At 69.7% G+C, this 23476-nt stretch carries 23 protein-coding genes and 2 pseudogenes; 13 read left to right on the forward strand and 12 right to left on the reverse strand.

The window, feature by feature from the left end:
• The first annotated feature begins 96 nt into the window (after nt 1-96).
• The 4 genes from cofH (at nt 97) to SM754_RS06400 (ending at nt 3253) form a co-directional block, all read left to right on the forward strand.
• Nucleotides 97-1491 (forward strand): 7,8-didemethyl-8-hydroxy-5-deazariboflavin synthase subunit CofH, encoded by a 1395-nt coding sequence (gene cofH, locus SM754_RS06385; RefSeq protein WP_323675394.1) that lies wholly within the window; start codon nt 97-99, stop codon nt 1489-1491.
• Between the two features lie 186 nt (nt 1492-1677).
• Complete coding sequence (locus SM754_RS06390) at nt 1678-2610, forward strand: prohibitin family protein (RefSeq protein ID WP_323675395.1); 933 nt, start codon at nt 1678-1680, stop codon at nt 2608-2610.
• A 13-nt stretch (nt 2611-2623) separates the two neighbouring features.
• Nucleotides 2624-2824 carry a hypothetical protein gene (locus SM754_RS06395; protein ID WP_323675396.1) on the forward strand — a complete coding sequence of 67 codons (201 nt, stop codon included), beginning with the start codon at nt 2624-2626 and terminating at the stop codon, nt 2822-2824.
• Between the two features lie 78 nt (nt 2825-2902).
• Entirely contained in the window at nt 2903-3253 is a 351-nt protein-coding gene (locus SM754_RS06400) for a hypothetical protein (protein ID WP_323675397.1), read from the forward strand.
• Between the two features lie 100 nt (nt 3254-3353).
• On the opposite strand, the pseudogene SM754_RS06405 reads toward SM754_RS06400, so the two are convergent.
• Nucleotides 3354-3584: pseudogene (locus SM754_RS06405) on the reverse strand (hypothetical protein); the annotation flags it as partial.
• Between the two features lie 186 nt (nt 3585-3770).
• Between SM754_RS06405 and SM754_RS06410 the strand changes: the two are divergent.
• On the forward strand, nt 3771-6011 hold the full coding sequence (locus SM754_RS06410) for a hypothetical protein (RefSeq protein WP_323675398.1): 2241 nt from the start codon (nt 3771-3773) through the stop codon (nt 6009-6011).
• A 353-nt stretch (nt 6012-6364) separates the two neighbouring features.
• Complete coding sequence (locus tag SM754_RS06415; RefSeq protein WP_323675399.1) at nt 6365-7027, forward strand: helix-turn-helix domain-containing protein; 663 nt, start codon at nt 6365-6367, stop codon at nt 7025-7027.
• Between the two features lie 232 nt (nt 7028-7259).
• On the opposite strand, the gene cofG is transcribed toward SM754_RS06415, so the two are convergent.
• The 5 genes from cofG to SM754_RS06440 form a co-directional block, all read right to left on the reverse strand.
• Nucleotides 7260-8408 carry a 7,8-didemethyl-8-hydroxy-5-deazariboflavin synthase subunit CofG gene (gene cofG / locus SM754_RS06420; RefSeq protein ID WP_323675400.1) on the reverse strand — a complete coding sequence of 383 codons (1149 nt, stop codon included), beginning with the start codon at nt 8406-8408 and terminating at the stop codon, nt 7260-7262.
• A gap of 241 nt (nt 8409-8649) precedes the next feature.
• Nucleotides 8650-9279 (reverse strand): 2-phospho-L-lactate guanylyltransferase, encoded by a 630-nt coding sequence (gene cofC, locus SM754_RS06425; RefSeq protein ID WP_323675401.1) that lies wholly within the window; start codon nt 9277-9279, stop codon nt 8650-8652.
• 16 nt (nt 9280-9295) lie between these two features.
• Nucleotides 9296-10117 carry a hypothetical protein gene (locus SM754_RS06430; RefSeq protein WP_323675402.1) on the reverse strand — a complete coding sequence of 274 codons (822 nt, stop codon included), beginning with the start codon at nt 10115-10117 and terminating at the stop codon, nt 9296-9298.
• Nucleotides 10095-11264 carry a tubulin/FtsZ family protein gene (locus tag SM754_RS06435; protein WP_323675403.1) on the reverse strand — a complete coding sequence of 390 codons (1170 nt, stop codon included), beginning with the start codon at nt 11262-11264 and terminating at the stop codon, nt 10095-10097. The genes SM754_RS06430 and SM754_RS06435 overlap by 23 nt, the downstream gene beginning before the upstream one ends.
• A gap of 392 nt (nt 11265-11656) precedes the next feature.
• The gene (locus tag SM754_RS06440) at nt 11657-12589 is read right to left on the reverse strand and encodes a complex I NDUFA9 subunit family protein (protein WP_323675404.1); all 933 of its coding nucleotides are present in this window, start codon (nt 12587-12589) and stop codon (nt 11657-11659) included.
• 213 nt (nt 12590-12802) lie between these two features.
• Here SM754_RS06440 and tmk point away from each other — a divergent pair.
• Nucleotides 12803-13384, forward strand: a pseudogene (tmk, locus tag SM754_RS06445) (dTMP kinase); the annotation flags it as partial.
• Nucleotides 13385-13538: 154 nt separating this feature from the next.
• Here the strand turns inward: tmk and SM754_RS06450 are convergent.
• Nucleotides 13539-13865: a DUF7991 family protein gene (locus SM754_RS06450; RefSeq protein WP_323675405.1), complete on the reverse strand. Its 327-nt coding sequence runs from the start codon at nt 13863-13865 to the stop codon at nt 13539-13541.
• Between the two features lie 204 nt (nt 13866-14069).
• Here SM754_RS06450 and SM754_RS06455 point away from each other — a divergent pair, with 204 nt between their 5' ends.
• A complete protein-coding gene (locus SM754_RS06455) occupies nt 14070-15119 on the forward strand; it encodes a thiamine pyrophosphate-dependent dehydrogenase E1 component subunit alpha (protein WP_323675406.1) in 1050 nt (349 codons plus the stop codon).
• Nucleotides 15120-15257: 138 nt separating this feature from the next.
• On the opposite strand, the gene SM754_RS06460 is transcribed toward SM754_RS06455, so the two are convergent.
• Nucleotides 15258-15488 carry an Lrp/AsnC ligand binding domain-containing protein gene (locus tag SM754_RS06460; protein ID WP_323675407.1) on the reverse strand — a complete coding sequence of 77 codons (231 nt, stop codon included), beginning with the start codon at nt 15486-15488 and terminating at the stop codon, nt 15258-15260.
• A 97-nt stretch (nt 15489-15585) separates the two neighbouring features.
• Between SM754_RS06460 and SM754_RS06465 the strand changes: the two genes are divergently transcribed.
• Both SM754_RS06465 and SM754_RS06470 read left to right on the forward strand, forming a co-directional pair.
• Nucleotides 15586-16278 (forward strand): potassium channel family protein, encoded by a 693-nt coding sequence (locus SM754_RS06465; RefSeq protein ID WP_323675408.1) that lies wholly within the window; start codon nt 15586-15588, stop codon nt 16276-16278.
• Nucleotide 16279: 1 nt separating this feature from the next.
• Complete coding sequence (locus SM754_RS06470) at nt 16280-16513, forward strand: Lrp/AsnC family transcriptional regulator (protein ID WP_323675409.1); 234 nt, start codon at nt 16280-16282, stop codon at nt 16511-16513.
• A 93-nt stretch (nt 16514-16606) separates the two neighbouring features.
• On the opposite strand, the gene SM754_RS06475 is transcribed toward SM754_RS06470, so the two are convergent.
• Both SM754_RS06475 and SM754_RS06480 read right to left on the reverse strand, forming a co-directional pair.
• Complete coding sequence (locus SM754_RS06475) at nt 16607-17149, reverse strand: DUF5813 family protein (RefSeq protein WP_323675410.1); 543 nt, start codon at nt 17147-17149, stop codon at nt 16607-16609.
• A gap of 97 nt (nt 17150-17246) precedes the next feature.
• On the reverse strand, nt 17247-17624 hold the full coding sequence (locus SM754_RS06480; RefSeq protein ID WP_323675411.1) for a DUF7522 family protein: 378 nt from the start codon (nt 17622-17624) through the stop codon (nt 17247-17249).
• Nucleotides 17625-17989: 365 nt separating this feature from the next.
• On the opposite strand from SM754_RS06480, the gene SM754_RS06485 reads away from it, so the two are divergent.
• A complete protein-coding gene (locus tag SM754_RS06485; protein WP_323675412.1) occupies nt 17990-18913 on the forward strand; it encodes a class II glutamine amidotransferase in 924 nt (307 codons plus the stop codon).
• 89 nt (nt 18914-19002) lie between these two features.
• Here the strand turns inward: SM754_RS06485 and SM754_RS06490 are convergent, their stop codons facing one another.
• Complete coding sequence (locus SM754_RS06490) at nt 19003-21774, reverse strand: type IV pilin N-terminal domain-containing protein (RefSeq protein WP_323675413.1); 2772 nt, start codon at nt 21772-21774, stop codon at nt 19003-19005.
• A 279-nt stretch (nt 21775-22053) separates the two neighbouring features.
• Here SM754_RS06490 and SM754_RS06495 point away from each other — a divergent pair, with 279 nt between their 5' ends.
• Nucleotides 22054-22317, forward strand: a complete 264-nt coding sequence (locus SM754_RS06495) for a hypothetical protein (protein WP_323675414.1) — start codon at nt 22054-22056, stop codon at nt 22315-22317.
• Nucleotides 22318-22418: 101 nt separating this feature from the next.
• Nucleotides 22419-22589 (forward strand): DUF1059 domain-containing protein, encoded by a 171-nt coding sequence (locus SM754_RS06500; protein ID WP_323675415.1) that lies wholly within the window; start codon nt 22419-22421, stop codon nt 22587-22589.
• A gap of 24 nt (nt 22590-22613) precedes the next feature.
• On the opposite strand, the gene SM754_RS06505 is transcribed toward SM754_RS06500, so the two are convergent.
• Nucleotides 22614-23357 (reverse strand): sensor domain-containing protein, encoded by a 744-nt coding sequence (locus SM754_RS06505; protein ID WP_323675416.1) that lies wholly within the window; start codon nt 23355-23357, stop codon nt 22614-22616.
• Nucleotides 23358-23476 lie beyond the last annotated feature (119 nt).

The following is a 23476-nucleotide window of genomic DNA, read 5'->3' on the forward strand; positions in this document are numbered from 1 at the left end:
CGCGCTCGGTGCGCTCGCGGCGTGCCCGCGGGAGCCGAGGCGCGACGAGGGCCGGTTCCATCACGCTTTTGCCGTCAACTCGCATGGTTCGAGTCGATGACCAGCGCGCTCGACCCCGAGGCCGTGCCCGACGACGGCGACTTCGACTTCGACGTCGTGCCCGAGACAGACCAGGGCTTCGAGAACGCGCTGGCGAAAGCGCGCGCTGGCGACCGACTCGACGTCGCGGACGGCATCGAACTCATCACGACCGGCACGGATTCGACGGGAATCGACCACGAGCGCAAGGAACGCGTCCTGCAGGCCGCGGACGAACGGCGGCGCGACGTCGTCGGCGAGGACGTGACGTTCGTCGCGAACCTCAACAACAACGTCACGACCGCGTGCAACACCGGGTGTCTGTTCTGTAACTTCAAGGACACCGCGCACACGTTCGAGGCGGAGCACGACGGGGAGACCGAGGGATTCACGAAGACGCCCGCGGAGTCCCGGGCGGTGGTCGCGGACGCGCTCGACATGGGGATCTACGAGGTCACGAGCGTCTCCGGCCTGCATCCGGCGTTCGCGCTCGACGACGAACACCACGAGATCCTGCGGGCGAGCGACTGGCGGGAGACGAACTACAAGCCGCCCGAGCGCTACGGCAAGGACCCGGGGACGTACGTCGAGCAGATGGACGCGATGAGCGTCGGGGACGTCCACCTGCACTCGATGACGCCCGAGGAGGGGTATCACGCGCGACGCGGCACGGACTGGACGTACGAGGACGTGTACGGCCGCCTGAAAGCGGCGGGCCTGGATTCGGTGCCGGGGACCGCCGCGGAGATACTCGTCGACGAGGTCCGGGACGTCATCTGTCCCGGGAAGATAGATACCGGCGAGTGGCTCGCGGCGATGGAGGCCGCGGCGAACGTCGGCCTGGACCTGACGGCGACGATCATGTACGGGCACGTCGAAACGGCCGCGCATCGCGTCGTCCACCTCGAGAAGGTCCGCGCGCTCCAGGAGCGCGTCGACGGCGCCATCACGGAGTTCGTGCCGCTGTCGTTCGTCCACCGGCAGACGCCGCTGTTCGAGCACGGCGTCGTCGATGGCGGCGCGTCGCCCGCCGAGGACGCGCTCATGATCGCGGTGTCGCGGCTCTACCTCGACAACGTCGAGCACGTCCAATCGAGCTGGGTGAAGTACGGCGACGAACGCGGCCTCAAGTACCTCAACTGCGGCGCTGACGACTTCATGGGCACGATCATGAGCGAGGAGATCACGAAGCGCGCGGGCGGCGAGTACGGCGAGTTCCGGAGTTTCGAGGAGTACGCGCGCATGATCCGCTCCATCGGTCGACGGCCGGTCGAGCGGTCGACTGACTACCGCGAGCGCCGTCCGCTCGACGACGAGGGCCCGTACGGGCCGCGACTGGGGCCGCGCGCGGACGGCACGCCGATGCTCGCGCGCCGCGACGCCGACGGCGAGCACGTCGCCGCGGACGACTGACCCCGTCGCCGCACGGCCGCGCGTTCGCTCGGGTGACGTGACCGCTCGAAGCCGGGTGCGACGTCTCGAACCGAACTGGGAAGCCGCACGCTCTTCGCTCGCGCCAGCCGCCTACCTCGGTGAGTATCTTGCGTTTCGAACCGTGGGGCATTTATCGCAGAGACAGTTATGCGACTAGTAGATAACATGGCAGTGAAAGGTAGTGCGTTCACCAAGGCGGCGGCCGTGGGCGTCGCGGTACTCGTCGTGCTCGCGATAGTCGGTGCCGCCACCGCGTACAGGCAGGTCCCCGAAGGGCATCAGGGCGTCGAGAAGGAGTGGGGTGCCGTCTCCGGGAACACCCTCGAATCCGGCGCGCACTGGAAGGTCCCCGTGATGGAGAGCGTGCAGGCGGTGGAGGTACGGCCGCGGACGTACACGATGAGCGCCACCGAAGGGGAAGGCGAGAAAGCCCGCGGTGACGCCATCGACGTGAAGACGGTCAACGGCTCCACCGTCGGCGTCGACCTGACCGTCCGGTACCGCATCAAGGCCGACGAAGCGGACAGCTTCGTCGAGGACTGGAACGACGAGACGCAGATGGAGCAGCGCCTCATCCGCCCGACCATCCGCACGGTGCTCCGGGACGAGGCGTCGAGCCTCCAGACGACGGGTGACGACGCGATCTACACGCAGCAGGGCCGCGAAGCCCTCGAAACCGCCGCGCTCGAAGCGCTCGGCTCCGAGTTCGAGGACGAACCGGTCGTGCTCGAAGCAGTCCAGATTCGGAACATCGACCTGCCCGAGCAGATCGATCAGGCGCTCGACGAGAAGGAGCGCGCGAAACAGCAGGTCGAGGTCGAGAAGGAGAAGGTCAAGCAGGAGGAGGCCAAGAAGGAGCAGGAGATCGTTCGCGCGGAGGCGGACGCGGAAGCGATCGATATCCGCGGGCAAGCCCTCGACAACAACCCGATCGTCCTCGAACAGCAGTACATCGAGGCGCTCGAGAACGGGAACACGATCTACGTGCCGATGGGCGAGGACGGCGGCGTGACGCTCACTCGCGAGACCGGAAACGGGTCGGCGACGAACTCGACGAACAGCACGTCGACGAACAGCACTGCGACGGTGTTGCCGTAGGGAGTCAGTACCGATGGTCGCGAAACTCGTGCTCGTCCTGCTCGTGCTCGCGGTCCTCGTCTCGCTCACGACGCTCGCCGCGTTCTGGTACTTCAACCAGGAATCCGAGCGCGAGCACGAACGGGAGTTGCGGGAGATGGAGCAGACCGACGAGATACTCGACGCGATGGACGACTCCATCGACCGCGAACTGGAGCGAGAGCGCGACGAGTAGCTCCGGCGGCGAGTCGGTCGGGACCGGGTGGCGAACGAAGTAGATTTGTCCGTCCGTGCGTATCGTTCACGTCAACGCGTGAATCACCTCGCTCCCGTACCAGACACCGACCCGATGGACGCCGACGTCGACCGCTACCTCCTCCCGCAGCACGCGCACCTCGTCGTCTACGAGCGCGAGGCGGGCGACGCCGCCGACCGCGACGACGGGACCGGGAGCGACGCGGGGACTGGAGCGAGCCAGCTCGTCACCGTCTACGACTGCGGCGCGGCACAGAAACCGCCGTCGGCGCAACTGCTCGGCGAGCTCGGGAGCGTGCGTGCGGCCTGCGAGACCACCGAGAACCCGACCGGGTACGTCGTCAGCATGCGCGAACCGAGCGTGCTCGTCGACGAGGGCGACGGGCACTACGTCGTGCGAGCGCGGTGACTGGGAGAGTTGGGACGTCGTGCGAGCGCGGTGACCGGGAGCGGGCGCGTCGTGCGGTGACGACAGCGGCCGACGGTGCGCCGAGTGGGAGGGGGTGGCGTCAGCGGCCGGCGATGAGGGTGCGGAGGCGGCGTTCGCCTTTCGCGGTGATGCTGTAGAGGCCGGCGGTGCGCGAGCGAACGCAGCCGTCGACCTCGAGCTCGTGACACACCTGGTCGACGAGCCGCGGGTCGCCGTCGACGCGTTCGGTGAGCTCGCTCACGTGCAGGGTCGGGTTCGCGTCGAGCGCGGTCAGAACGGTCGTCTCCGGTGGGTCGTCCGCGTGCATCGGTCGGGGTTTGGTCGACGCCCCTCATGAACGTCTCTAGGAGCTGTACGTATCGGTACGCAGCCCTCTATCGCCGCGGGGAGGCGTCCGGACGGTCGCGTTCGAGGATGCTGCGACCGCGGACGGGAACGTGTCGCCCTGTCGAGCGGACCGGATTGACTTTGTACCGACACGTCGAAGGGGCGAGTGATGACGCGACGGTTGGTCCCCGTCCTCGTCGTCGCCCTCGTTGTGCTCGCGGGCTGTACCGCGCCGGGCACGCAACCCACCGGCACCGAGGCGACCGCGAACGGGACGACAGCGCGAGGTACCGCTCCGACGACTAGCGACGCCACGACGACCGACGGCGTGAACGAGACGGCGACACTCGAATCCGGGCCGACGCCGCCGGGTGTCGCCGCGAGCGCGAACGGGTCCGGCGTCGTCGTGAACGCCAGCGCGCTCATCGGCGCCCACGAGCGCGTGCTCCGCGCCGACGGCTTCCGGGCGACTCAGCGCTCGCGAGTCGGGTACGGCGACGAACGGCTGCGGAACACGACCTCGGTCGTCGTCGCTGGCCCGTCGCTGACGCGGTACCGTTCCCGATCGACGGTCGAACACGGGAACCGCACGGTCGCGTACGACGTCTGGCAGAACGAGTCCACGACGCTCCTCCGGACGACCGTCGACGGCGATACGAACTACCAGACCGTCGGCGGCCAGTTCGAAGCGAGTGGGATCACGGGCGGCGCCATCCTCGAGGGAGTGCTCGCGGAACTGCACTTCTCGGTCGCGAACGTCACGACCGAGGACGGCCGTCGCGTGTTCACGCTCGCCGGGTCGAGGACCGCCCCCGGCGAGCCGAACGCGTCCACGACGGCGAACGGGACGTACACCGCGCGCGTCGTCGTCGACGAACGCGGCGTCGTCTCCGCGTACCGCATCCGGCAGGACGTCGACGAGCGCGACGTGACCCACGAGTGGACGCTCGACGCGCTCGGCGCGACCCCGACGCGCCCGGACTGGACGGCGAACGTCTCCGACGCGGCGCGCCGGAACGTCAGCGTGGACGCGAACGTGCGACACGACGTCTACCCGAACCCGAACGGGACGGGGCACGTCGAGGAACACGGCGTCCTCGCGGTCTCGAACGACGGCCCGGACGCGCTGCCGGCGTCGACGACGGTCGCCATCACGAGCAACGGCACGACCTACGAGACCATCGCCGGACGCGAACTCGCGGCCGGCGAGACCCTGTACTTCGTGCGCGACGACGGCGGACTCGCGGTCTTCGCGAACGAGAGCGCGGTCGACGACCCGCCGAACTTCGCGAACGAGGTCTCGGTCACCGTCAGCGCGAACGACACGAACTACCTCGATATCGCGTCGAGTTACAGCTACGAGCGCGCCAGCGGTGACGACGGACCCGACGACGAGATGACCGCGAACGCGACGCGGTACGCGCCCGGCGTGACGAGCGACGGCGTCGTGTACGCCGAGCGTCTCGTCGACGCGCACGTCGAATCGCTCGTCGAGTCCGGGTTCGAGGTCCGCGGGTCGAGCGTCGACGTGTTCCGCGAGAACGGGACGACGACCAGTCGGTCCCGTTCTCGCCGGACGGTCGTCGCGTCCACGAACCGGACGCGCGTCCTGGAACGCGTCGAGCACGACGACGGTCGCGTCGTCGAATCCTGGAAGCGCGGCCGGCATCGCGTGACGCGCGTCGAGGGGACGGAGACGCTGTACCGGCCGCGGTCGACCATCGATCCGGCGTCGTCGCTCGCGGTGCCAGTGTCCGCGATGCGCGCACTGGAGGCCGGCGAGTTCGAGGTCGCGAACGTCACCGAGCGCGACGGGACGACGTTCGCGACGCTCACGGCCGACCGGGCGGAACCGCCGCACGACGGTATCGACGTCGAGTCCTTCGACGCGCGCGTCGTCGTCGACGAGACCGGACGCATCCACGCGTTCCGCGCGAACGCGACGTACGTCGACGTCGAGGACGGCAACGCGTGGGGCGGCTCGTCGACGTTCGAACTCGTCAGCGTGGGCGAGGGACCGCCCGCTCGTCCGTCGTGGGTCGACGACGTGCCGGAGAACGCTCGACGCGACGTGGACGCGTACGCCGACGTCCGGAACCGTTCGCGCGTCGAACTCGCCGCGCACGGCGAACACCCGGTTCCGGCGGGGACCACGGTCGTCCTGATGGTCGACGGCGAACGCCACGAGACGACGCTCGACGCCGCGCTCGAACCGGAGGCGACGCGGTACCTCTACGTCGTCGACGGCGACCTCCGGACCGCGGACGAGCGCGCGGACGCGGTCGGCCGACGTCTCGTCGACCCATCCTCGATCCGCATCGTCACGCCGGACGGCGTGCTCCTGGCTGACGACGACCTCCACCTGCCGGCCGGGAACGCGTCGGCGGTGCTCGAACCGACCGCTTACTGACGGTCACGCGGCCGTCGATCGTCGACCTCGTGGCCGTTCGGTCGACGTCGCAGTCGTTCGGTCGACGCCGCAGTCGTTCGGTCGGCGTCGCGGTCGCTCGCCGGTCGATGTCGCGACGAAAGAAGGGCCACGCCCCCTGGGCAGGGGGGCGTTCGCGTAGCAGGGGGTTTTGGGCGTCGGGAGACGACAGGCGATGGTGGACGCGAGTGGGCTGCTCGCGGCCGGTAGTCAGAGGTGTTCCCGACGCCTTCCCGTAGTCACTCGCGGAGCGTAACGCTGTTGCGCCGGATGCGAGGGTCTCTTAAGTGCCTGGTTCGGTGGAGTTTAGTCCTCGGCCACGGACCATAGGGGGTATGCGGTACGTCACTGCGGTGTACTATCCGGAGTCCGGGGAGGCGTTCCAGGGATGGGGGCAGGCGCTCGCTGACGCCGAGGGCGTCACTCGCGAGTACATCCACCGCGTGGAACTCCACGACGACGAGACGGTCGCGGAACTCGTCTCGGTGCGGGGGGATGCGGTCGCTGCGGCGTCCGCGCTCCGGGAGTGCCCGAGCGTTCACGATGCGGCCGTCCAAGACCCGCGGGACGGTGCGGCGCTCGCGTACGTCCATCACGAGACGAACCGGAAGGCGGCGGCGATGCTGCGGGCGCGCCGACAGACGCGCGTCGTCATGGACCACCCCATCGTCGTCCGAGAGTCGGGCGCGTTCGAGGTGACGTACCTCGGGACGGACGCGGCGTTCGCGGAGACGTTCGGCGAGGTCCCCGACTTCGAGGTGTCGTTCGACGTCCTCGAGACCGGCGAGTACACGCCGTGTCGACGGGACGCGTTCGACTGCCTCACGGACCGCCAGGAGGACGTCGTCGCCGCCGCGGTCGAACTCGGGTACTATCGGAACCCGCGCGAGGCCACCCAGGAGGACGTCGCGGACCACATCGGGTGCTCGCCGGGGAACGTCGGCGAACACCTCCGGAAGGCCGAGGAACGCGTGTTCTCGCAGTTCCATACGGACTGACCGAGCGTCCGGCGGCCACCAGGCCGCCGGTTCTGCGGGACGGATCGAGTGGGTCTGGGGAGACGGACTGACCGAGCGTCCGGCGGCCTCCAGGCCGCCGGTTCTGCGGGATGGATCGAGAGGGTCTGGGGAGACGGACTGACCGAGCGTCCGGCGGCCTCCAGGCCGCCGGTTCTGCGAAGGGGATTATCCGAGCGGCCGGTGTGTGAGACCGCTGGTTCTGCGGGGCGTGTCAGGGTATGACGACGGCGTCGCCGTGGATGACGCGGCGGTATCGTCGGCCGGCGGGGCCGTCGCCGCGGAGGGCGTCGAGGACGGGGTCGTCGAGCCAGTCGTCGCCGGGGGCGGGGGTGCCGTCGAAGTCGTCGCGCCGGAACTCGGCGGGGAGGTAGCGTTCGTGGACGGGGAGGCGTTCGCGGAGCGGGACGCCGGCGTCGCGCGCGATGGCTTCGAGTTCGCGGAGCGCGGGCCAGGCGTACTCGGGGTTGATGTGGTCGTCGGTGACGGGGGAGACGCCGCCGAGGTCGTCGATGCCGCAGTCGACGAGGTCGCCGACGGGGGCGAGGTTCGGCGGGACCTGCACGGACACCTCGTCGGGGAGCACCCAGCGAGCCATCGCGGTGACTCTCCGCATCGTCTCGGCGTCGGGCGTCCCGCTCGACCAGCGGTCGTTCTCGACGACCGGTTGGACGATGACCTCCTGGACGTGCCCGTGGCGTTCGTGCAACTCGCGGATGACGAGGAGGCTCTCCGCACGAGCCCGCCAGTCCTCGCCGACGCCGACGAGGATGCCGGTCGTGAACGGCACGCGGAGTTCGCCCGCGGTGTCGATCGTGTGCACGCGCTGGGCGGGCGTCTTCCGGCGCGGGCCGGCGTGCGCGTCGACGTCCGCGGTCGTCTCCAGCATCACGCCCATGCTGGCGTTGTACGGTGCGACGGCGGCCATCTCCTCGCGCGTCTGGTCGCCGGGGTTCGAGTGCGGGAGGACGCCCGCGTCGAGCGTGTGCTCGCAGACCGCGGCGAGGTACTCGTGGATGCCGTCGTAGCCCCACGCGTCGAGCTGGCGGTGGATATCGGTGTAGCGGTCGTCGGGGTCGTCGCCGAACGTGAACAGCGCCTCGGTACAGCCCGCGTCGCGGCCGCGGTCGAGGACCGCGTCGACGTCGTCGTCGTCCATGAGCGTCGCCTCCCCGGGCGGGTCGAAGAACGTGCAGTACGTGCACGTGTACCGGCACGCGGTCGTCAACGGCAGGAAGACGTTCCGCGCGAACGTCAACTCCGCGGCGGGGTCGACGTCGCCGGGTGTCACCGCGAGTGCCGCGTCGACGTCGCTCTCGCTGACGGTCACGTCGACGTCGTACTCGTCGGCGCCCGGAAGCATACCGCGTCCTCCGAGACGCGCGGCCAAAAGCGTGACTCACCGCGGCGACGCCTGCCGGCGCCCGCGGATGCGAACGGGGTCGGTTCGAGCGGCCGCTATCGAGCCCAGCGGTCGCGCGCGGTCGTCGTCACGAACGACCGCCCGAACCCGACCCATCGGGATGACGGGCCGGTGGACGGTCGTCGCGTCGGGAAGGCGACGGCGCGCGAGCGTCGACTCGGTCGGTGACTCCGCAGCCGACTCACGTCTCGCGTCGAACCGCGTGTACCGCGCCGTCGCGCTCGGCGAGCGCGAACTCGCGGTCGCGCAGCCAGTCCGCCGCCGCGCCCGCGCCGTGGGCGAGCACCTCCGCGAGGTCACCGGGCTCGTCGACGTCCGTCGCGAGGCGATGCGAGTCCACGACCGACACCGTCGCGCCCGCGGCCGCGGCAGCCTCCTGATGGTCGACGAACGACGCGCCGTGGTAGTCCACGCGGAACGCCGGGCGGCGAGCGACGAGCGCGTTCGTCCCGACGCGCCGCCCCGGCGCCAGCACCACGTCCGCGTCGCTCGCGAACAACCGCCGAAGCGCCGTCGGCGTCGCCAACGCCAGGTCCGCCATCACGACCGCCACCGGCTCCGCGCTCGACGCCAGCACGTCGTTCACCGCAGGCGTCAACGCGCGCTCGTCGACGACGACGTCGACGCCGACGTCCCGGTCGAGCGACGCCGTCGACAGCACCGACGGCTCCGGGACGCCGCGCGTCCGCGACAGCGCGTCGAGGACGTCGTCGAGCAGGACGCCGGCGAACTCGCGGCGCTCCGCGGGCGCGAGCACTTCAGAGAGACGCGTCTTCGGGTCCGTCGGCGAGAACGGAACGACGACCTCCACGAGAAGACCCCCGGTGTCAGCCCAGGCGGCTGGTGTCCTGCTGATTCTGCCGGTACCAGTAGACGCCCCCACCGATGAGGAGGAGGACGACGACACCGACGCCAGCGTAGAGGAGCAACTGCTGGGTCTGCTGGCTGGACTGCGCGGACTGCTCGGCGTCGTTCGCCTGCTCCTGCGCGTCCTCTGCGTTCGATACGGCCGCGTCGAAGTCCTCGTTCCGATAGAAGCGCTTCGCGTTCGTCAACGCGTTCTCCGCGTCGGAGACGTCACCGCCCGCCTCCTCCGCACTCGAGATGGCCTCCGTCGCGGACTCGATTGCCTCGCGCGCCTCCTGCGAGTCGGTCGTGTAGTGCGCGGTCGTCCACGTGTCGATGGTCGACGGCGCGCCGGTCGACCCGTCGCTCGTCACCGGCACCTGCGCGAGCTCCATCGCGAGGAACGACGGCCGTGGCTCGTACGACCAGTTCCCGACCTCGGGCACCTCGCCCTCGACGGTCACGCGCACCTCGCTGATGGGCGACTCGACGTCCCGCTCGCTCACGGTGACGTTCTGTCCGGTGCGAGTCACCTCCTCTGTCACGTCCCCGTCGACGCCGACGTACTCCACCGTCCAGAGCGGGTCCTCGACGAGTTCGGTCGACGCGTTCAGCCGCCACTTGCTATTGTCCGAGTACAGGTCAGTGAGCGTCACCGACGCCTCGTACTGCGTGCCGGCCTCCGCCTCGCTCGGCACGTCCTCGGCGTCGACGCTGACCGCGGCCGCCGGAGCCGCGACCGAAAGTGCGAGAACCGCGACCAGGCAACACGCCAGCAGTCTAGAACAACGGATCGAGCTCATCCTCGTCATCTTCCACCAACTCCTCCAAATTATCTTCGCTCTCCTCCCGGATGGACTCGATGTTGTCCTGCGCTTCGATGGCGACCTGCTGGAGCTCCTTGATGCGGGGCACGTCGTTCACGCCCGACAGCAGGATGCAGGACGCGACCTGTGGCTCGTTCACGGGGAAGTCGCCACCGCGAACCTCCATCGACCCGGTCTGCTCCTCGAGCCACTTCCGCCCGCGCTCTATCCCTTTCCGGTTCAGGTGCTTGGGCGGGCCGGACATGACGAGGAGCGCGCGTTCGGCGCCCTCGATCTCGCAGGGGAGCGTCAGTCGACCGAGCGCGGCCTTTCGCACCAGCGAGGTGATGCGGTTCGTCGTGTGCGCGGTGTCGACCTGCTCGTCGCTTCCCGTGAAGCGGGAGAGGAGGCCACCGCCGTCGTCGAGGTCGACGTCCTCGCTCGCGTACCCGACGGTGGAGACGCCACCGCCCGCGAGCGTGTTGATGATTTCGCTGGAGTCGACGACCGACTCCGCGACCTCGTCGCCTTCGCCGACCTCGCCCGCGCCGAACAGCACGCCGAAGCGCGTGACGATCTCCTTGTTGATGTCGTCGTAGCCGCCTTCGACTGACTCGCCGGCCTGCCGCCAGGAGTCGTTGTCGAACACGAGGAGGTTGTCGACCTCGCGCACGAACGTCTGGAACGAGCGCGCGGCGTTCAGCGTGTAGATGCCGCCCTCGTCGCTCCCCGGCAGGACGCCGAGGCCGTACACGGGAATCGTGTAGATGCGCTTGAGGTGCTTCGCGAGGACCGGGGCGCCACCCGAGCCGGTCCCGCCGCCCATCCCGGCGACGACGAGGAACGCGTCGACCTCGTGGGTCGGGATCGAGTCGATCGCGCCCTGTACCTCGTCGACGTCCTCCTCGGCGATTTCCGCGCCGAGCTCGTTGTCCGCACCTACGCCGTGTCCTTTCACGCGAGATTGCCCGATGAGTACCCGGTTCTCCTGCTCGATGTTCTCGAGGCCCATCAGGTCCGCTTTCGCGGTGTTCACCGCGATAGCGGCGCGGACGATGCCGCTCCCGGTCCGCTCGTCGTATTGGACGAAGCGGTCCACGATCTTCCCGCCTGCCTGACCGAATCCGATCATCGCCAGTTTCATGGTTTGAAGGGGGGCTCCGTTGGCTTGATTAGAGAGTGATGAACAACATAAGGCTTTGGATGGTTTAAATATACACGCGCCATCACTTTCGGGACGATAATCGCCCGACGGTGGCTGCTTCGAACGGAATGTAGGCACACGTTATCGAGAAAATTCCGTGACACGAACCCGTTCTATTTAAGTTGTGGCGCGTAGCCGGCTCCTCCACCGACCGCGTATCCCGTCTTCAAGCCGTGCTTGGCGCGGATTCGAGCGTCTCGGGCTGCGCTTGCCGATGGCGAGTGGAGGGTATCGACCGCGAGCCAGCGCTCGGGCGAGGTGCTGTCGCCGGTGTCGACGACGAACCGAGCGCTCGGGCGGGACGACCACCGGACGTCTCGGGCCGTGGTCGGTCAGACGGCGCTCGCGGAGTCCGTCCGCGACGTCGCGGCGTCGCCGTCCTCGGCGACACCGAGGTAGTCAGCGAGCGTCCGCAGTTCGCTCTCGTCGACGCCGAACGCGGTCACGTCGTTCTCCGCGACCGTGTTCTGTATCTTCAACGCCTTCGCCTGCTCGGGGCCGAACGGGACGAACGGCACCGGCCCCGCCATCGTCAACCCGGTCTTCATGAACCACATCGGGAGCGTCACCATCTTCGGGTGCTTACCTTCGGCGGCCCACGCGAGCTCGGTGACCTCGCGCATCGTCAGGACCTCCGGGCCACCGATCTCGTAGACCTCGCCGCGATGCGAGTCGTCCTCGACGGCGTCGGCCAGCAGCGGCGCGAAGTCCTCGATCCAGATGGGTTGGAACTCGTTCGTCCCGCCCGCTGGCAGCGGCGCGACCACCGGCGTCGTCAGTTGCTTGGTGAACCCGACGAACTCGCCGCCGTCACCGAATATCACGGACGGGCGGAACATGGTCCAGTCCAGTTCCGACTCGCGGACGATGCTCTCGGCCTCGCCCTTCGACCGGATGTAGGAGGTGAGGCCCTCGGGGTCAGCGCCGAGCGCGCTCATCTGGACGAGGTCGTCGACGTCGTGGTTCTCGCACGCCTCGACGACGTTCGCGGTCCCCTGCGTGTGCACGAGGTCGTGACTGAGGCCGCGCGCCGGCTTGAACAGCGGGGAGAGCGCGACGAGGTTCACGGCCGCGTCCATCCCCTCGAAGTGGCTCTCGAAGGAGTCGTACGCGCTCACGTCCCCCATGGCCGTGTCGACGGCGTCGGGGAGGTCCGCCCCGCTCGGGTTCCGCGCCAGGGCGGTCACGTCGTGCCCGCGGTCGGCGAGCACGCGACAGACGTGTCGGCCCACGAATCCGGTTCCGCCAGCGACGATAACTTTCATATCCGATAGATGAACCGGTAGGCAGATAAGCGCTAGCCCAACGGGCGGCCGTCCGCCGTCCGTCGGGAACACCGGATGGACCCCCACGGACGGTCCCAGCTCGCGGCGGTGTCGCTCCGGCGGTCGGTCCCGGCTCGTGGCCGCGCCGTCCCGACGGTCCGGGAGCGAGCGGGGAGCGGAAGCGTAAGGTGCTCGCGTCCGCTACGACGGCGCATGCTCGTCACGCTCGAAGGCCTCGACGGGAGCGGGAAGACGACCGTCTGGGAGGCCCTGCACGACGTCTACCCGGACGCGGTCTTCACGCGCGAACCCACGGACTCGCCGTACGGCGACGCGGTCTACCGGTCCATCGAGGACGACGACGCGGACCCGCTCGCGGAGCTGTTCACGTTCGTCGCGGACCACGCCGACCACCTGTCTCGGGTCGTTCGCCCGGCGCTCGCGGAGGGCGACCTCGTCGTCTCCGACCGCTACGTCGACTCGCGGTGCGCGTACCAGGGCGCGAGCCTGGAGGGCGTCGTCGACCGGCCCGTCGAGTACGTGCGCGGCGTCCACCAGCCGTTCACCGTCCAGCCGGACCTCACGATCTACCTCGACGTGGACCCGGAGACGGCGGTCGAGCGCTCGGGTGCGACAAACAAGTTCGAGCAGTTCCAGCACCTCTCGGCGGTCCGCGAGAACTACGAGCGACTCCGGGAGCGGATGCCCGAGCGGTTCGTGCGCGTGGACGCGACCCAGTCGCCGGAGGCGGTCCTGGACGAGGTCGAGCACGTCATCGAGGCGGTCGTCGAGGACGGCGGACGTCGGGCGGCGGGCTACGACCCGCTCGACGCGGGCGAGGGCGAGCGCGAGGAGTACCAGGGCGTCGGCGACGGGCTCGGCGAGGGCGTCCGCGACCCCGACGCCTGACCGCCCCGAGGGGTCCTCGCGGGTCGTGCGGTGGCGCGGGTCACCGGGAGTCGAGCGACTCGGGGAGGTCGACCTCGTCGGGCGAGGGCATCCAGAAGTAGTCGAACGTGATACCGAGCATGAGCGGCATCGCGATGACGACGAGGACGGCGGTGTACCGCGACCCGAGGTTCCCGCCGATGCCGAAGATGCCCGAGAGGACGAGCGTGGAGACGAACAGGACGAACGCGCCGCCGAACGCCGCGTATATCGCGCTCCCCCACCCCGTCTCCAGCCGGTTCCTGAACAGTCGCGTGACGACGGCGGCCAGCGCGGTGTGGACCACCACGAGCACGCCGATGCCGACGAGTCCGACGGTCGTGACCATACCTGGGGGTCGGGGCTCCACGAACTAACCCCCATCGACGCATCACCGGGGAGGGCTGTCGCGTCGAACCCCATCGCAGCCGAGTTCGCGTCTCACGTAGACCTCATCGCGACCCGTGCTGCTGGAGTCACTTACTCGCGCTCGAAGTAGCGTTCTCGGGGACGGACCGCAAGTGCTTTTTCCGGAGCGCCGGGAGGCGAGAGCATGCATCGGGTCATCGGCGAGCGCGACCTCGCGGACACGCCGTTCTCGGCGGACGAGGCGCGCGCGCTCTATCGGGACATGGTACGTGCACGACGGTTCGACGAGCGCGCGCTGGCACTCCAGCGTCGCGGCTGGATGAGCGGCTACCCGCCGTACAAGGGCCAGGAGGCGTCGCAGGTCGGTGCGGCGCACGCGATGGCGTCGTCGGACTGGCTGTTCCCGACGTACCGCTCGAACGGCATGCAGATCGCGCGGGACGTCCCGATGAGCGACGTCCTCCTCTTCCGCCGGGGGTTCCCGGAGTACGAGAGCGAGCACGACGTCCCGAACTTCCCGCAGGCGGTCCCCATCGCGACGCAGATCCCCCACGCCGCTGGCGCGGGGATGGCGATGAACTACCGCAGCGAGGACGAGACGGCGGCGCTCTGTTACTTCGGTGACGGCGCGACCTCCGAGGGCGACTTCCACGAGGGCCTGAACTTCGCGGGCGTGTTCGACGCGCCGGTCGTGTTCTTCTGCGAGAACAACAACTGGGCGATCTCGCTGCCGCGCGAGCGCCAGACGGCGGCGGACTCCATCGCGCAACGCGGCGAGGCGTACGGGATGATGGGCGGGCAGGTCGACGGGAACGACCCGCTCGCGGTCCGAGAGTTCACGGAGAGCGCGCTCGAGTCGGCGCGCGAGGGCGAGCCCGTGCTCGTCGAGAGCCTCACGTACCGGCAGGGCGCGCACACGACGAGCGACGACCCGTCGCGGTACCGCGACGACGAGGCGGACCTCCCCGAGTGGCGGACGCGCGACCCGCTCGAGCGCTACGAGGAGTACCTCTTCGAGCAGGACGTCCTCACCGACGAGTACGTCGACACCATCTACGAGGAGGCCGACGAGGAGCTCGACGACGCCATCGAGACCGCGGAGAACACCGAGCCGGAGGACGTCGGGGACGTCTTCGAGCACGTCTACGACGAGGTCCCGGACGGACTCCGCGAGCAGCAGGCGTTCATGGAGTCGTTCGCGGCCGAGCACGACGTGAAGGAGCTCGACCACTAGACTCGGCGCGGTCGACGCTCGCGGGTGGTCGAACCGCAGGCAGTAGAAGGTGGTCAAATCCCGGGCGGTAGCGGTGGTCGAACCGCAGATAGCGGCGGGTGGTCGCGGTCCTTCGTTCTCTGGTCTCGGCGCGCCGGGTCAGTTCATCGAGATGTAGGTCTTGGTGTCGGCGACGCCGTCGAGTTGCTGCATCTCGCTGGAGACGGTGTGGAGGATGTCGTACACTTCGGGGGCGTCGACCTCGCTGATGATGTCGTAGTTCCCGGCGACGATGTGGGCGGCGTGGACGGGCTCGATGTCGCGGATCTGCGCGAGGAGGTCCTCGGACTTCCCGGCGGCGGTCTTGACCATGATGAACGCGTGAACCATCGACGTGTGGTACACGTTGGCACGTCAAAAAACTTCCCCTCGACCACCAGACGACGCCGGGGTAAGGTACTTGAAGGGGTCCGTCGTACACGGTAGTATGCGGTTCGTTATCATAGGAGCTGGCCGAGTCGGACTTCGGACGGCCCGCGTCCTCCGCGAGGAGGGCCACGACGTGACGTTGCTCGAACGCGACGAACAGAAGGTCGAACGCGCACGCGACCAGGAGTTCACCGTCGTCCAGGGCGACGGCTCCCGCGAGGACAAGCTCGAGGAGGCCGGGATCGCCGACGCCGACGCCGTCGGCGCCCTCACCGGCGACCTCAACACGAACTTCGCCGCGTGCATGATCGCGAAACATCACGGCGCGCGCACCATCATGCGCATCGACGAGGACTACCGCGAGGACATCTACCGGAAGTACGCGGACGAGGTCGACGAGATTGTGTACCCCGAACGCCTCGGCGCCATCGGCGCGAAGAACGCCCTGCTGGGCGGCGACATCCGCGCGATCGCCGACATCGCCCAGAACCTCCAGATCGTCGAACTCTCCGTCACCGAAGCGTCGCCCGTGAAGGGCTACACCATCAGCGAACTCCAGCTCCCCGCGGACGCAACCGTCCTCGCGTTCGGCAAGGAAGGCCAGCCCGTCGGCATCCCGAACCCCGACGAGTCGCTCGAACTCGGCGACCGACTCGTCGTCCTCGCGGACTTCGGCGTGCTCGGCGACGTCAGACAGATAATCGTCGGCGACGCGAGCGGTCGCGCCGCCACCCTCACCGGAGGTGCTTGAGATGCCAGTCACCGCGTACATCATGATCAAGGCGAACACGGGCGAGGCGGACAGGCTCAGAGACGACATCGAGGCCATCGCGGGCGTCGAGCACGCGTACATCGTCGCCGGCGACGTCGACATCATCGCGAAGGTCAGCGTCGACTCGCCCGGCGAGGTCAAGGACGTCGCCGCGACGCAGATACAGGGCATCACCGGCGTCGAGGACACCCAGACGTACATCGCGATGGACTAGCGCGGCACGCCAGCTCCGTTCTCACCGCGCCGCCCGCCCGCACGACGACTGCGCGCGGACCGCGCGCCCATCCACGCCGCGGTCGTCGACGACCTACAGGGGCGTGCCGCTGCGGTCGCCGCCGTCGTCCCCGGCGGTGTTCTGCGAGGCCTGCGACCGGAGGTCGGCGGCGACGCCGACGTAGTCGTATCCCGGGATGAGGCCCTGCAGCCACGTCCCCTCGACGTACTCGGCGAGCGCCTTCGCGTCGGCGACGCCCTCGGCGGCGTCCCAGGACTCGTACGCGAGTTCGACGCGAACGACCTCGGCGCCGCGGTCGAGGACCGGCGGGTCGCCGTAGCTCGTCTTCGCGACGTCGAACGCGTCCTCGAGTCGGCGCTCGAACGTGTCGAACCAGCCGTCCTCGACGACCGGCGCGACGTCGTCCGGGTCCGCGACGGTCGCGGACAGCGTCGGCACGGGAACGACGACGGTGAACGCGCCGGCCTTCTCGGAGTCCGCGGCGGTGGCGGTGACTGTCACGTCGAACGCGGTCGAGTCGAGCGCGTACCCGTCGTCGGCCGGCGCGTACGCGTCGTGGCGCTCGAACGCGCTCGCGACGTCGCTCGGCGTGGCCGCGGCGTCGGTATCGGTCATGGACTCGCTATGGACTCCGCGGAGAAGGGGATTGCGTTCGCGGTCGGCCAGCGCCCGCACGGGGGCGGTGTCGGGAGTGGCGGACCCGGCGGTGGCGTTATCGGGCGTCGAGGACCTCGCGGAGCGCGCCCGCGAGCTCCTCGAAGTCCTTCAGGGTGAGGCCGTCGGTCGTGACGAACACGCCGCCGCGGTCGACGGCGACGCGGATGAGGAACCCGTTCTCGAACACGCGGATCGTGTACTCGTGCGCGCCGAGTTCGCTCCCGGCGTACGCGGACTGCGTGGTCTCCCACTCGCGCCATTCGTGACCGACGAACGTCCCGAGGTCCGCGTCCCGCTCCAGGTCCCCGCGGAGGTACAGTTGCTCGTAGTCGTCCCGCGAGAAGTACGTCACGGAGCGGAGGCTGTCGCCGACTGCGGTGCGTGCGGCGGTCACGACCTGGTCCGCGACGTCGTCGTCGAGCAGAGTCGTCATACGAGTCTCCTCTCCCCACACAGTGAAAAACCACCCGCCACGCGGGGACGCCCCGACACCGTCCTCCGACCGTCGTGTGCGCTAATGCCCTGGAATCTCAGGGTTCGGGCGCTCTCTGCGGCGACCGGGGGATTTAGGGTGTTTCGACGCTCACGTGGAGTTGGTCTTCGAGGATTCGGGGGCCCAGTCGCCGACCGATTCAGGCACAGGTCGTCGACTGCAGGCGGCCACCCCTGCCATGCCCACTTCGGGTGGCCGCCAGGACCACGCCGCGAGCGACGGCTCTCGTACCCGCGCTCTCGCGTGCTTCCTCCGGCGGTCGCTGGACCGTACCTTCAAGCCCGTACGTGTCGATAGGTCGGGGTATGTGTCGGTTCGTCGCGTACCACGGGCCGCCGATTCGACTCGACGAACTCCTCTACGGGCCAGCGCACTCCATCGTCAAACAGTCCACGGACGCGCGGGAGCGCCCGGAGCCACTGAACGGCGACGGGTGGGGCGTCGGCTGGTACGAGCCCGAGCGGTCGCCAGAGCCGGCGGTGTACCGCGAGGTCCGGCCGGCGTGGGGCGACGAGAACATGCGACGCATCAGCCCGCTCGTGGAGACGCCGGTGTACGTCGCGCACGTCCGCGCCGCCAGTCCGGGACTGGCGGTCCACGAACGGAACTGCCATCCGTTCCCGGGCGGCGAGCACACGCTCGAGGACCGCCGGGACCGCGACCCCGTCGTCGAGGGCCGGCAGGAGCTCCTGTTCGCGCACAACGGCGCCATCGGCGGGTACCGCGACGTCGTCCGTCGGCTCCGCGAGGACCTCGACGACGGGCACTACTTCTCCATCCACGGGTCGACCGACAGCGAGCACGCGTTCGCGCTCGTCCAGCAGTACCTCGGCGACGACGCCGCCGACCCGTCGCTCGCGGACCTCGTCGACGCCGTCGAGGCGACCATCGAGCACGTCGAACGCCTCCGCGTCGACGTCGGCGCGGGCGAGGACCCGACGGACGCGAACTTCTGTCTAACCGATGGCGAGCGCGTGGTCGCGACCCGGTACGCGAGCGAGTGCGCAGACGCCGCGCAGACGCTACACGTCGGCGAGGCGGGCGGGTTCGTCGCCGACGGCGAGTACGCCGGCGCGGTCGACCCCGACGACGACGCGGCCACCCTCGTCGCGAGCGAACCCCTGTTCGAGGACGACCGCGTCTGGCGGGACGTCCCCCGGAACCACCGCGTCACCGTCGCCGCCGACGGCACCACGCGCGTCGACCCGCTCGACGTCGACGTGCCCTGACCGCTCGACGTCGACGCCTCCTGACCGCTCGAGGGGTCGCGACGAGCGCCGGCTACGCGCTCGGGGACCGCCTCGGCTCGGACGACACCTTACTCCGGGACGGCGTGCTCTCGCTCGCCGTCGTCGTCGACCTGCTCGCGGTCGAGTAGTTCGCGCTCGGCGAACACGACGTAGACCATCTCGGGCGTTTCGGTCACCTCGAACGTCGCCGCGTCGCCTTCGGCGACCTCGCCCTCGCCGGTCCAGTCCGTGGGGCGCTCGATCGACGGCGGTGCGACGACGCTCAGGTCGTCCGCGTCGACGGTGTCGCCGCCGGCGTGTTCGACCGTGAGAGCGTCCTCGGCGGCGTCGTAGGAGACGTCGAACGCCGCCGACGGCGCGACGGTGTGTTCGCCGACCTCGACCGCGTCGTCGACCGCCGTCCACTCGACGGTGACGGTCTTCCCGACCGGGACGTCGCCGAGGTCGACCGTCGCCTCCCAAGTGAGCGTGTCGTGGACGTCACCGGGCTGCTCGTCGACGGGTTCGCCGTCCACGAGGACGCGGAACTCGTCGGCGTCGCGGTCGACGGCGTCCCGGTACGTCGCGATTAGCGAACCGTCGTCGCGCTGGAACCCGAACGCGTGCCGCGGCGTCATCGAGAAGTGCGCGATGCTCCGGACGGACGTGGTGTTCTCGGTCTCGGTGCGGACGGTGAGCGCGACACGGTCGTCGACGCCCGCGTCCACGGTGACGCTGTCGCCGTCGGTCAGCTCGTCGTACGCCGCGGCGAACGCGGTCGTGTCCCCGTCCTCGCCGCCGCCGCCCGAGGCGCGACGGCGGACGTGGAGTCGCGCCGGGTCCGCCGGCTGCTCGCCGACGTACACCAGCTCCAGTTCCTCGGCGTCGGGGTCGTACGACGCCTCGATGGCGTCCCGACCCGTCGTCGTCCCGCCGACGCGGGACTCGACGTCCTCGCCGACCCACACCAGTTCCACGGACGCGAACGGCGGCACGTCGACGGCGAACTCGTCGCCGGAGCCGAACGTGTCGAACTCGTCGCGTGGCTGCGTCTCGGTCGCCTTCCGGTCGACGCGCACCTCGAGGTCCTCGGCCGGCAGCGACTGGCCATCGCGGTGCGTGAACGTGGCGGTCCCGTCGTCCGCGTCGTACGTCACCGAGACGTGCGTGCGCGGCGTGACGACGTGCTCGGCGACGACCATCGACTCCTCGGGCTCCACCCACTCGACCGTGAGTTCGCTCCCGAGCGGGAACTCGCCGACCGCGACGGTATCACCGCGCGACAGCGTCTCGGTCTTCTCGGCGAGTTGCGTGTCCGCGGGCTCGCCGTCGACGAGCAGTCGGAACTCGTCGGCGTCCCGCTCCGTGGACCCGTGGTAGCGCAGGACCGTGCCCTGCTCGGGGTGCGTGGAGACGTGGAGCCGCGGCGGGGAGACGCGGACGTGCGCCAGGGGGCGCGCGTTCAGGCCGGTGACGTCCGGGACGGCCAGTTCGAGGCGGACCGAATCCCCGAAGGAGACGCCTTCGACGACGACCTCGTCGCCGTCGGTGAGCGTGTCGCCGGCGTCCGCGAACGCGTCCTCGATGGTGCGCACGCCGTCGTCCTGGTTGTGACTGACGGTGAGATTCGAGGGGTCGGCGTCGTGCTGGCCGACGTACCGGAACGTCGCCGTCCCGGCGTCGGTGTCGACCGTGCCCTCGAACGCCTCCCGGTCGACCGTCTCCGAGGCGTACGTGTAGTAGACGTTCGCCGGTTCGTCGAACCAGCGGAGGCCGACGACCGCGAGCGGGCCGGTATCGACGGTGAGCGCGTCCCCTTCGGTGAACGCGTCGCCCTGGTCGGCGGGCTGCGTGTCGGCGAGTTCGCCGTCGACCCAGAGCTCGAGTTCGTCCGCGGGGATGGCCTCGCCGCCCCGATGCGTGAACGTCATCGTCGTCGTCTCCCGGTCGAAGCTCGTGCGGACGTGGGCGTCGGGTGCGGCCTCGCGGTCGTAGTCGGGTGCCGCTTCGACGGTAGCTCGGACGCGGATCGCGTCGTCGACCGTCGAGACGTCGGTATCGACGACCTCGTTCGGTTCGACGTCCGCGACGATGGCGCGCACGAGGTCCTCGTCGAGGGCGGCGTCCGCGGTCGGGAACAGGTAGTACTCGGTCTCGCCGCTTCCCGTCAGTTCGCTGGGGTGCACGCTGAACCCGGCGGCGAGCGCGCGGAGCTCGCCGCTCGCGGTATTCGAGATGTTCGCGTCGCTCGGGTCTGGGACGAAGAGGACGGTCTGCATCGAGTCGAGCGCGTCGAACGCGGTCGCGACGCCGGCGGTCTCCTCGCCGAACCGCGGTGCGTCGCCGACCGCCACCTCGGCCATCGTGGTCGCGGTGTCGACGCGGGCCGCCTCGTCCTCGCCGCCGGCGAACGCGGCGTGGCCGTCGGTCGACGCGACCGCGAGCGTGCCGTCGTCGTCGACCCGCCAGTCGTCGACGGCGGTCGCGGCGTCGTCGTCGGTGGGGGCGTCGAAGGACCCGCGGGCGGTCCCGAGGCGACGGTCGTAGTCCGCCGTGAACACCGACGCGACCGTCGAGAGAGCCGTCGGGTCGACGTCCAGCGCCTCGGCGGTCGAACGCGCGGTGTGCGTGAGTTCGTCGGCGCTGTCGACGTCAACGGTTTCGACGATGACGGACCGGTAGGTCCGTTCGACGGCGTTCGCGGGGGGGAGGGCGGCGATCGCCTCGGCGGGACTAGTCGACGACCCGCCGCGGCCAGCGGGTCGTTCCCGCGGGTCCGTGTCGGCAGCGACGGACCCGGTCAGTGCTGCGATGGTCAGTGCGCTTCCGCTGAGGAAGCGCCGCCTGGAGGGCGATGTCACGTCCTCACTGAACTGTCGTACGTATAAAACAACTGTCAAAGGTGAAACGGTTCTTTCGGTTACCCATGGATGTCGAGCGAGAACGCCACGAACGCCGTGGCGACGCTCTCTGCAGGACGCTGACGCTCGCGGAACACCGGTTCGATACCTCGCGACTCGGCGTCGACACTTCTACGAACGTGACACGTGCTCACGCGGTCTGGTCGTCGGCTCGACCCGTCGACCACTGCCCGCACTGCGACCCAACGCTTTTCGCCGCGACCGCGGTACTGTGACGCGATGCTGTTCGCGCTCGCCACCGCGGTCGCGTTCGCGGTCGTCGTCGGCGCGGTCGCGGTCCGGCAGCGTCGTCGTCCCACCGCCGTCGAGTCGCTCCCGGGCGTCGTCGGCGCCGCGAGCGCCGCGGCGCTCGCCGGCTACGCGCTCGGCGACGGCCTCGGTTCGGACGACACCCTACTCGGGTACGGCGTGCTCGCGCTCGCCGTCGTCGCCGTCCTCGTCGCGCACGCCGCGACGCTCCCGCCGCGCCAGGTCGACGCCTGACCGCCGCTCCGACGCGTTCGCCCGCCCGTAGGCGTTCACTCGGCGTTTCCCGTGGAAACCGAGTCATAACGATACGCTGTCGGCTCCTCGGAGCGAGCGCCATGCCACGACACCTGGAGTGCGTCGTCGACGGCTGCGACGCCGTCATCGAAGCCGACACCGACGACGCCATCATCGAACAGGCCGCGGCGCACGCGCGAGAGGCACATCCCGACCTCGACGTCGACGACGAGATGGAGCGCGAGCTCCGCTCGCACATCACGACGGTGTAGGCGCTCGCACGACGTCGCGCGCCGCTACCCACCGCCGGCGAGCGGCGCGTACGCGTCGTCGAGCATGACCGCCGTGTACCACTTCAGTCCGCGAGCGAGCAGGTTCAGGGCGTGCAGGCCGAGGAGGACGAGGAGCGCGCCGGCGACCGCGACGACGAGTGCGTCCCCGAGCGTCCGGACGCGCCACGCGCCGAGCGTCCACACCGCCTCGAACCCGACGAGGAGCTTGTTCCACGCGACGTACAACGACGGGTGCAGCTCCACGGGTCGGTCCGTGACGACGCCGACGTACAACCCGGGTTCCCGGTGGTAGAGCGGGACGAGGAGCATACTGACGCCGGTCGTGAGCACGGTCGTCGCGAGCGCGAACCCGAGCGTCCCGAACGCGAGCTTCGAGGGCAGGTAGACGACGGTCTTCCACGTCGAGGCGTCGGTGAGGACGGCGACCAGGCGGTCGCGGAGCGGCCCGTCCGCCGGGAGCGCGCGCGACCCGAGGTCGAGGTCGAGGAGGTACCGGGCGAGGACGCGCTCGACCGACCCGGCGACGAGCGCGCCGACGACCGTCAGGAGGAAGATCGGGACGCCGACGACGACCACGGCGAGCCCGACGCCGAGGGAGAGCCCGACGGTGACGAACACGAGGTACGCGATACCGAGCGGGAACGCCAGGCAGAGATAACAGAGGTTCAGGTACGTCCGGGCGCGCACGGGGACGCCGAGGAACGCACGGAGGCGAGCGGCGACCGACGGTGACCGCGTGGAGGACATCCGTACGTTACGCAGCCGCGAGTTCGAGCATAAACGTTCGGGTCGAGTTGGCGAGCCAGCAACTCGCCCCCGGGGTTCTCCCGTCCTGGCGACGGACGGACCACGCGACGTGCTCGTGG

Source organism: Halorubellus amylolyticus, from assembly GCF_034808145.1.
GTDB lineage: Archaea > Halobacteriota > Halobacteria > Halobacteriales > Natrialbaceae > Halorubellus.

What these genes read in the sequence shown, in the direction of transcription:
- SM754_RS06435 (WP_323675403.1), bottom strand. Translation starts at nt 11,264, where the DNA reads ATGAAACTGGCGATGATCGGATTCGGTCAGGCAGGCGGGAAGATCGTG.
- cofG (WP_323675400.1), bottom strand. Translation starts at nt 8,408, where the DNA reads ATGCTTCCGGGCGCCGACGAGTACGACGTCGACGTGACCGTCAGCGAG.
- SM754_RS06455 (WP_323675406.1), top strand. Translation starts at nt 14,070, where the DNA reads ATGCATCGGGTCATCGGCGAGCGCGACCTCGCGGACACGCCGTTCTCG.
- SM754_RS06440 (WP_323675404.1), bottom strand. Translation starts at nt 12,589, where the DNA reads ATGAAAGTTATCGTCGCTGGCGGAACCGGATTCGTGGGCCGACACGTC.
- cofH (WP_323675394.1), top strand. Translation starts at nt 97, where the DNA reads ATGACCAGCGCGCTCGACCCCGAGGCCGTGCCCGACGACGGCGACTTC.
- SM754_RS06475 (WP_323675410.1), bottom strand. Translation starts at nt 17,149, where the DNA reads ATGACCGATACCGACGCCGCGGCCACGCCGAGCGACGTCGCGAGCGCG.
- SM754_RS06485 (WP_323675412.1), top strand. Translation starts at nt 17,990, where the DNA reads ATGTGTCGGTTCGTCGCGTACCACGGGCCGCCGATTCGACTCGACGAA.
- SM754_RS06480 (WP_323675411.1), bottom strand. Translation starts at nt 17,624, where the DNA reads ATGACGACTCTGCTCGACGACGACGTCGCGGACCAGGTCGTGACCGCC.
- SM754_RS06460 (WP_323675407.1), bottom strand. Translation starts at nt 15,488, where the DNA reads ATGGTTCACGCGTTCATCATGGTCAAGACCGCCGCCGGGAAGTCCGAG.
- SM754_RS06390 (WP_323675395.1), top strand. Translation starts at nt 1,678, where the DNA reads ATGGCAGTGAAAGGTAGTGCGTTCACCAAGGCGGCGGCCGTGGGCGTC.
- SM754_RS06395 (WP_323675396.1), top strand. Translation starts at nt 2,624, where the DNA reads ATGGTCGCGAAACTCGTGCTCGTCCTGCTCGTGCTCGCGGTCCTCGTC.
- SM754_RS06505 (WP_323675416.1), bottom strand. Translation starts at nt 23,357, where the DNA reads ATGTCCTCCACGCGGTCACCGTCGGTCGCCGCTCGCCTCCGTGCGTTC.
- SM754_RS06465 (WP_323675408.1), top strand. Translation starts at nt 15,586, where the DNA reads ATGCGGTTCGTTATCATAGGAGCTGGCCGAGTCGGACTTCGGACGGCC.
- SM754_RS06495 (WP_323675414.1), top strand. Translation starts at nt 22,054, where the DNA reads ATGCTGTTCGCGCTCGCCACCGCGGTCGCGTTCGCGGTCGTCGTCGGC.
- SM754_RS06470 (WP_323675409.1), top strand. Translation starts at nt 16,280, where the DNA reads ATGCCAGTCACCGCGTACATCATGATCAAGGCGAACACGGGCGAGGCG.
- SM754_RS06410 (WP_323675398.1), top strand. Translation starts at nt 3,771, where the DNA reads ATGACGCGACGGTTGGTCCCCGTCCTCGTCGTCGCCCTCGTTGTGCTC.
- SM754_RS06500 (WP_323675415.1), top strand. Translation starts at nt 22,419, where the DNA reads ATGCCACGACACCTGGAGTGCGTCGTCGACGGCTGCGACGCCGTCATC.
- SM754_RS06430 (WP_323675402.1), bottom strand. Translation starts at nt 10,117, where the DNA reads ATGAGCTCGATCCGTTGTTCTAGACTGCTGGCGTGTTGCCTGGTCGCG.
- SM754_RS06415 (WP_323675399.1), top strand. Translation starts at nt 6,365, where the DNA reads ATGCGGTACGTCACTGCGGTGTACTATCCGGAGTCCGGGGAGGCGTTC.
- SM754_RS06450 (WP_323675405.1), bottom strand. Translation starts at nt 13,865, where the DNA reads ATGGTCACGACCGTCGGACTCGTCGGCATCGGCGTGCTCGTGGTGGTC.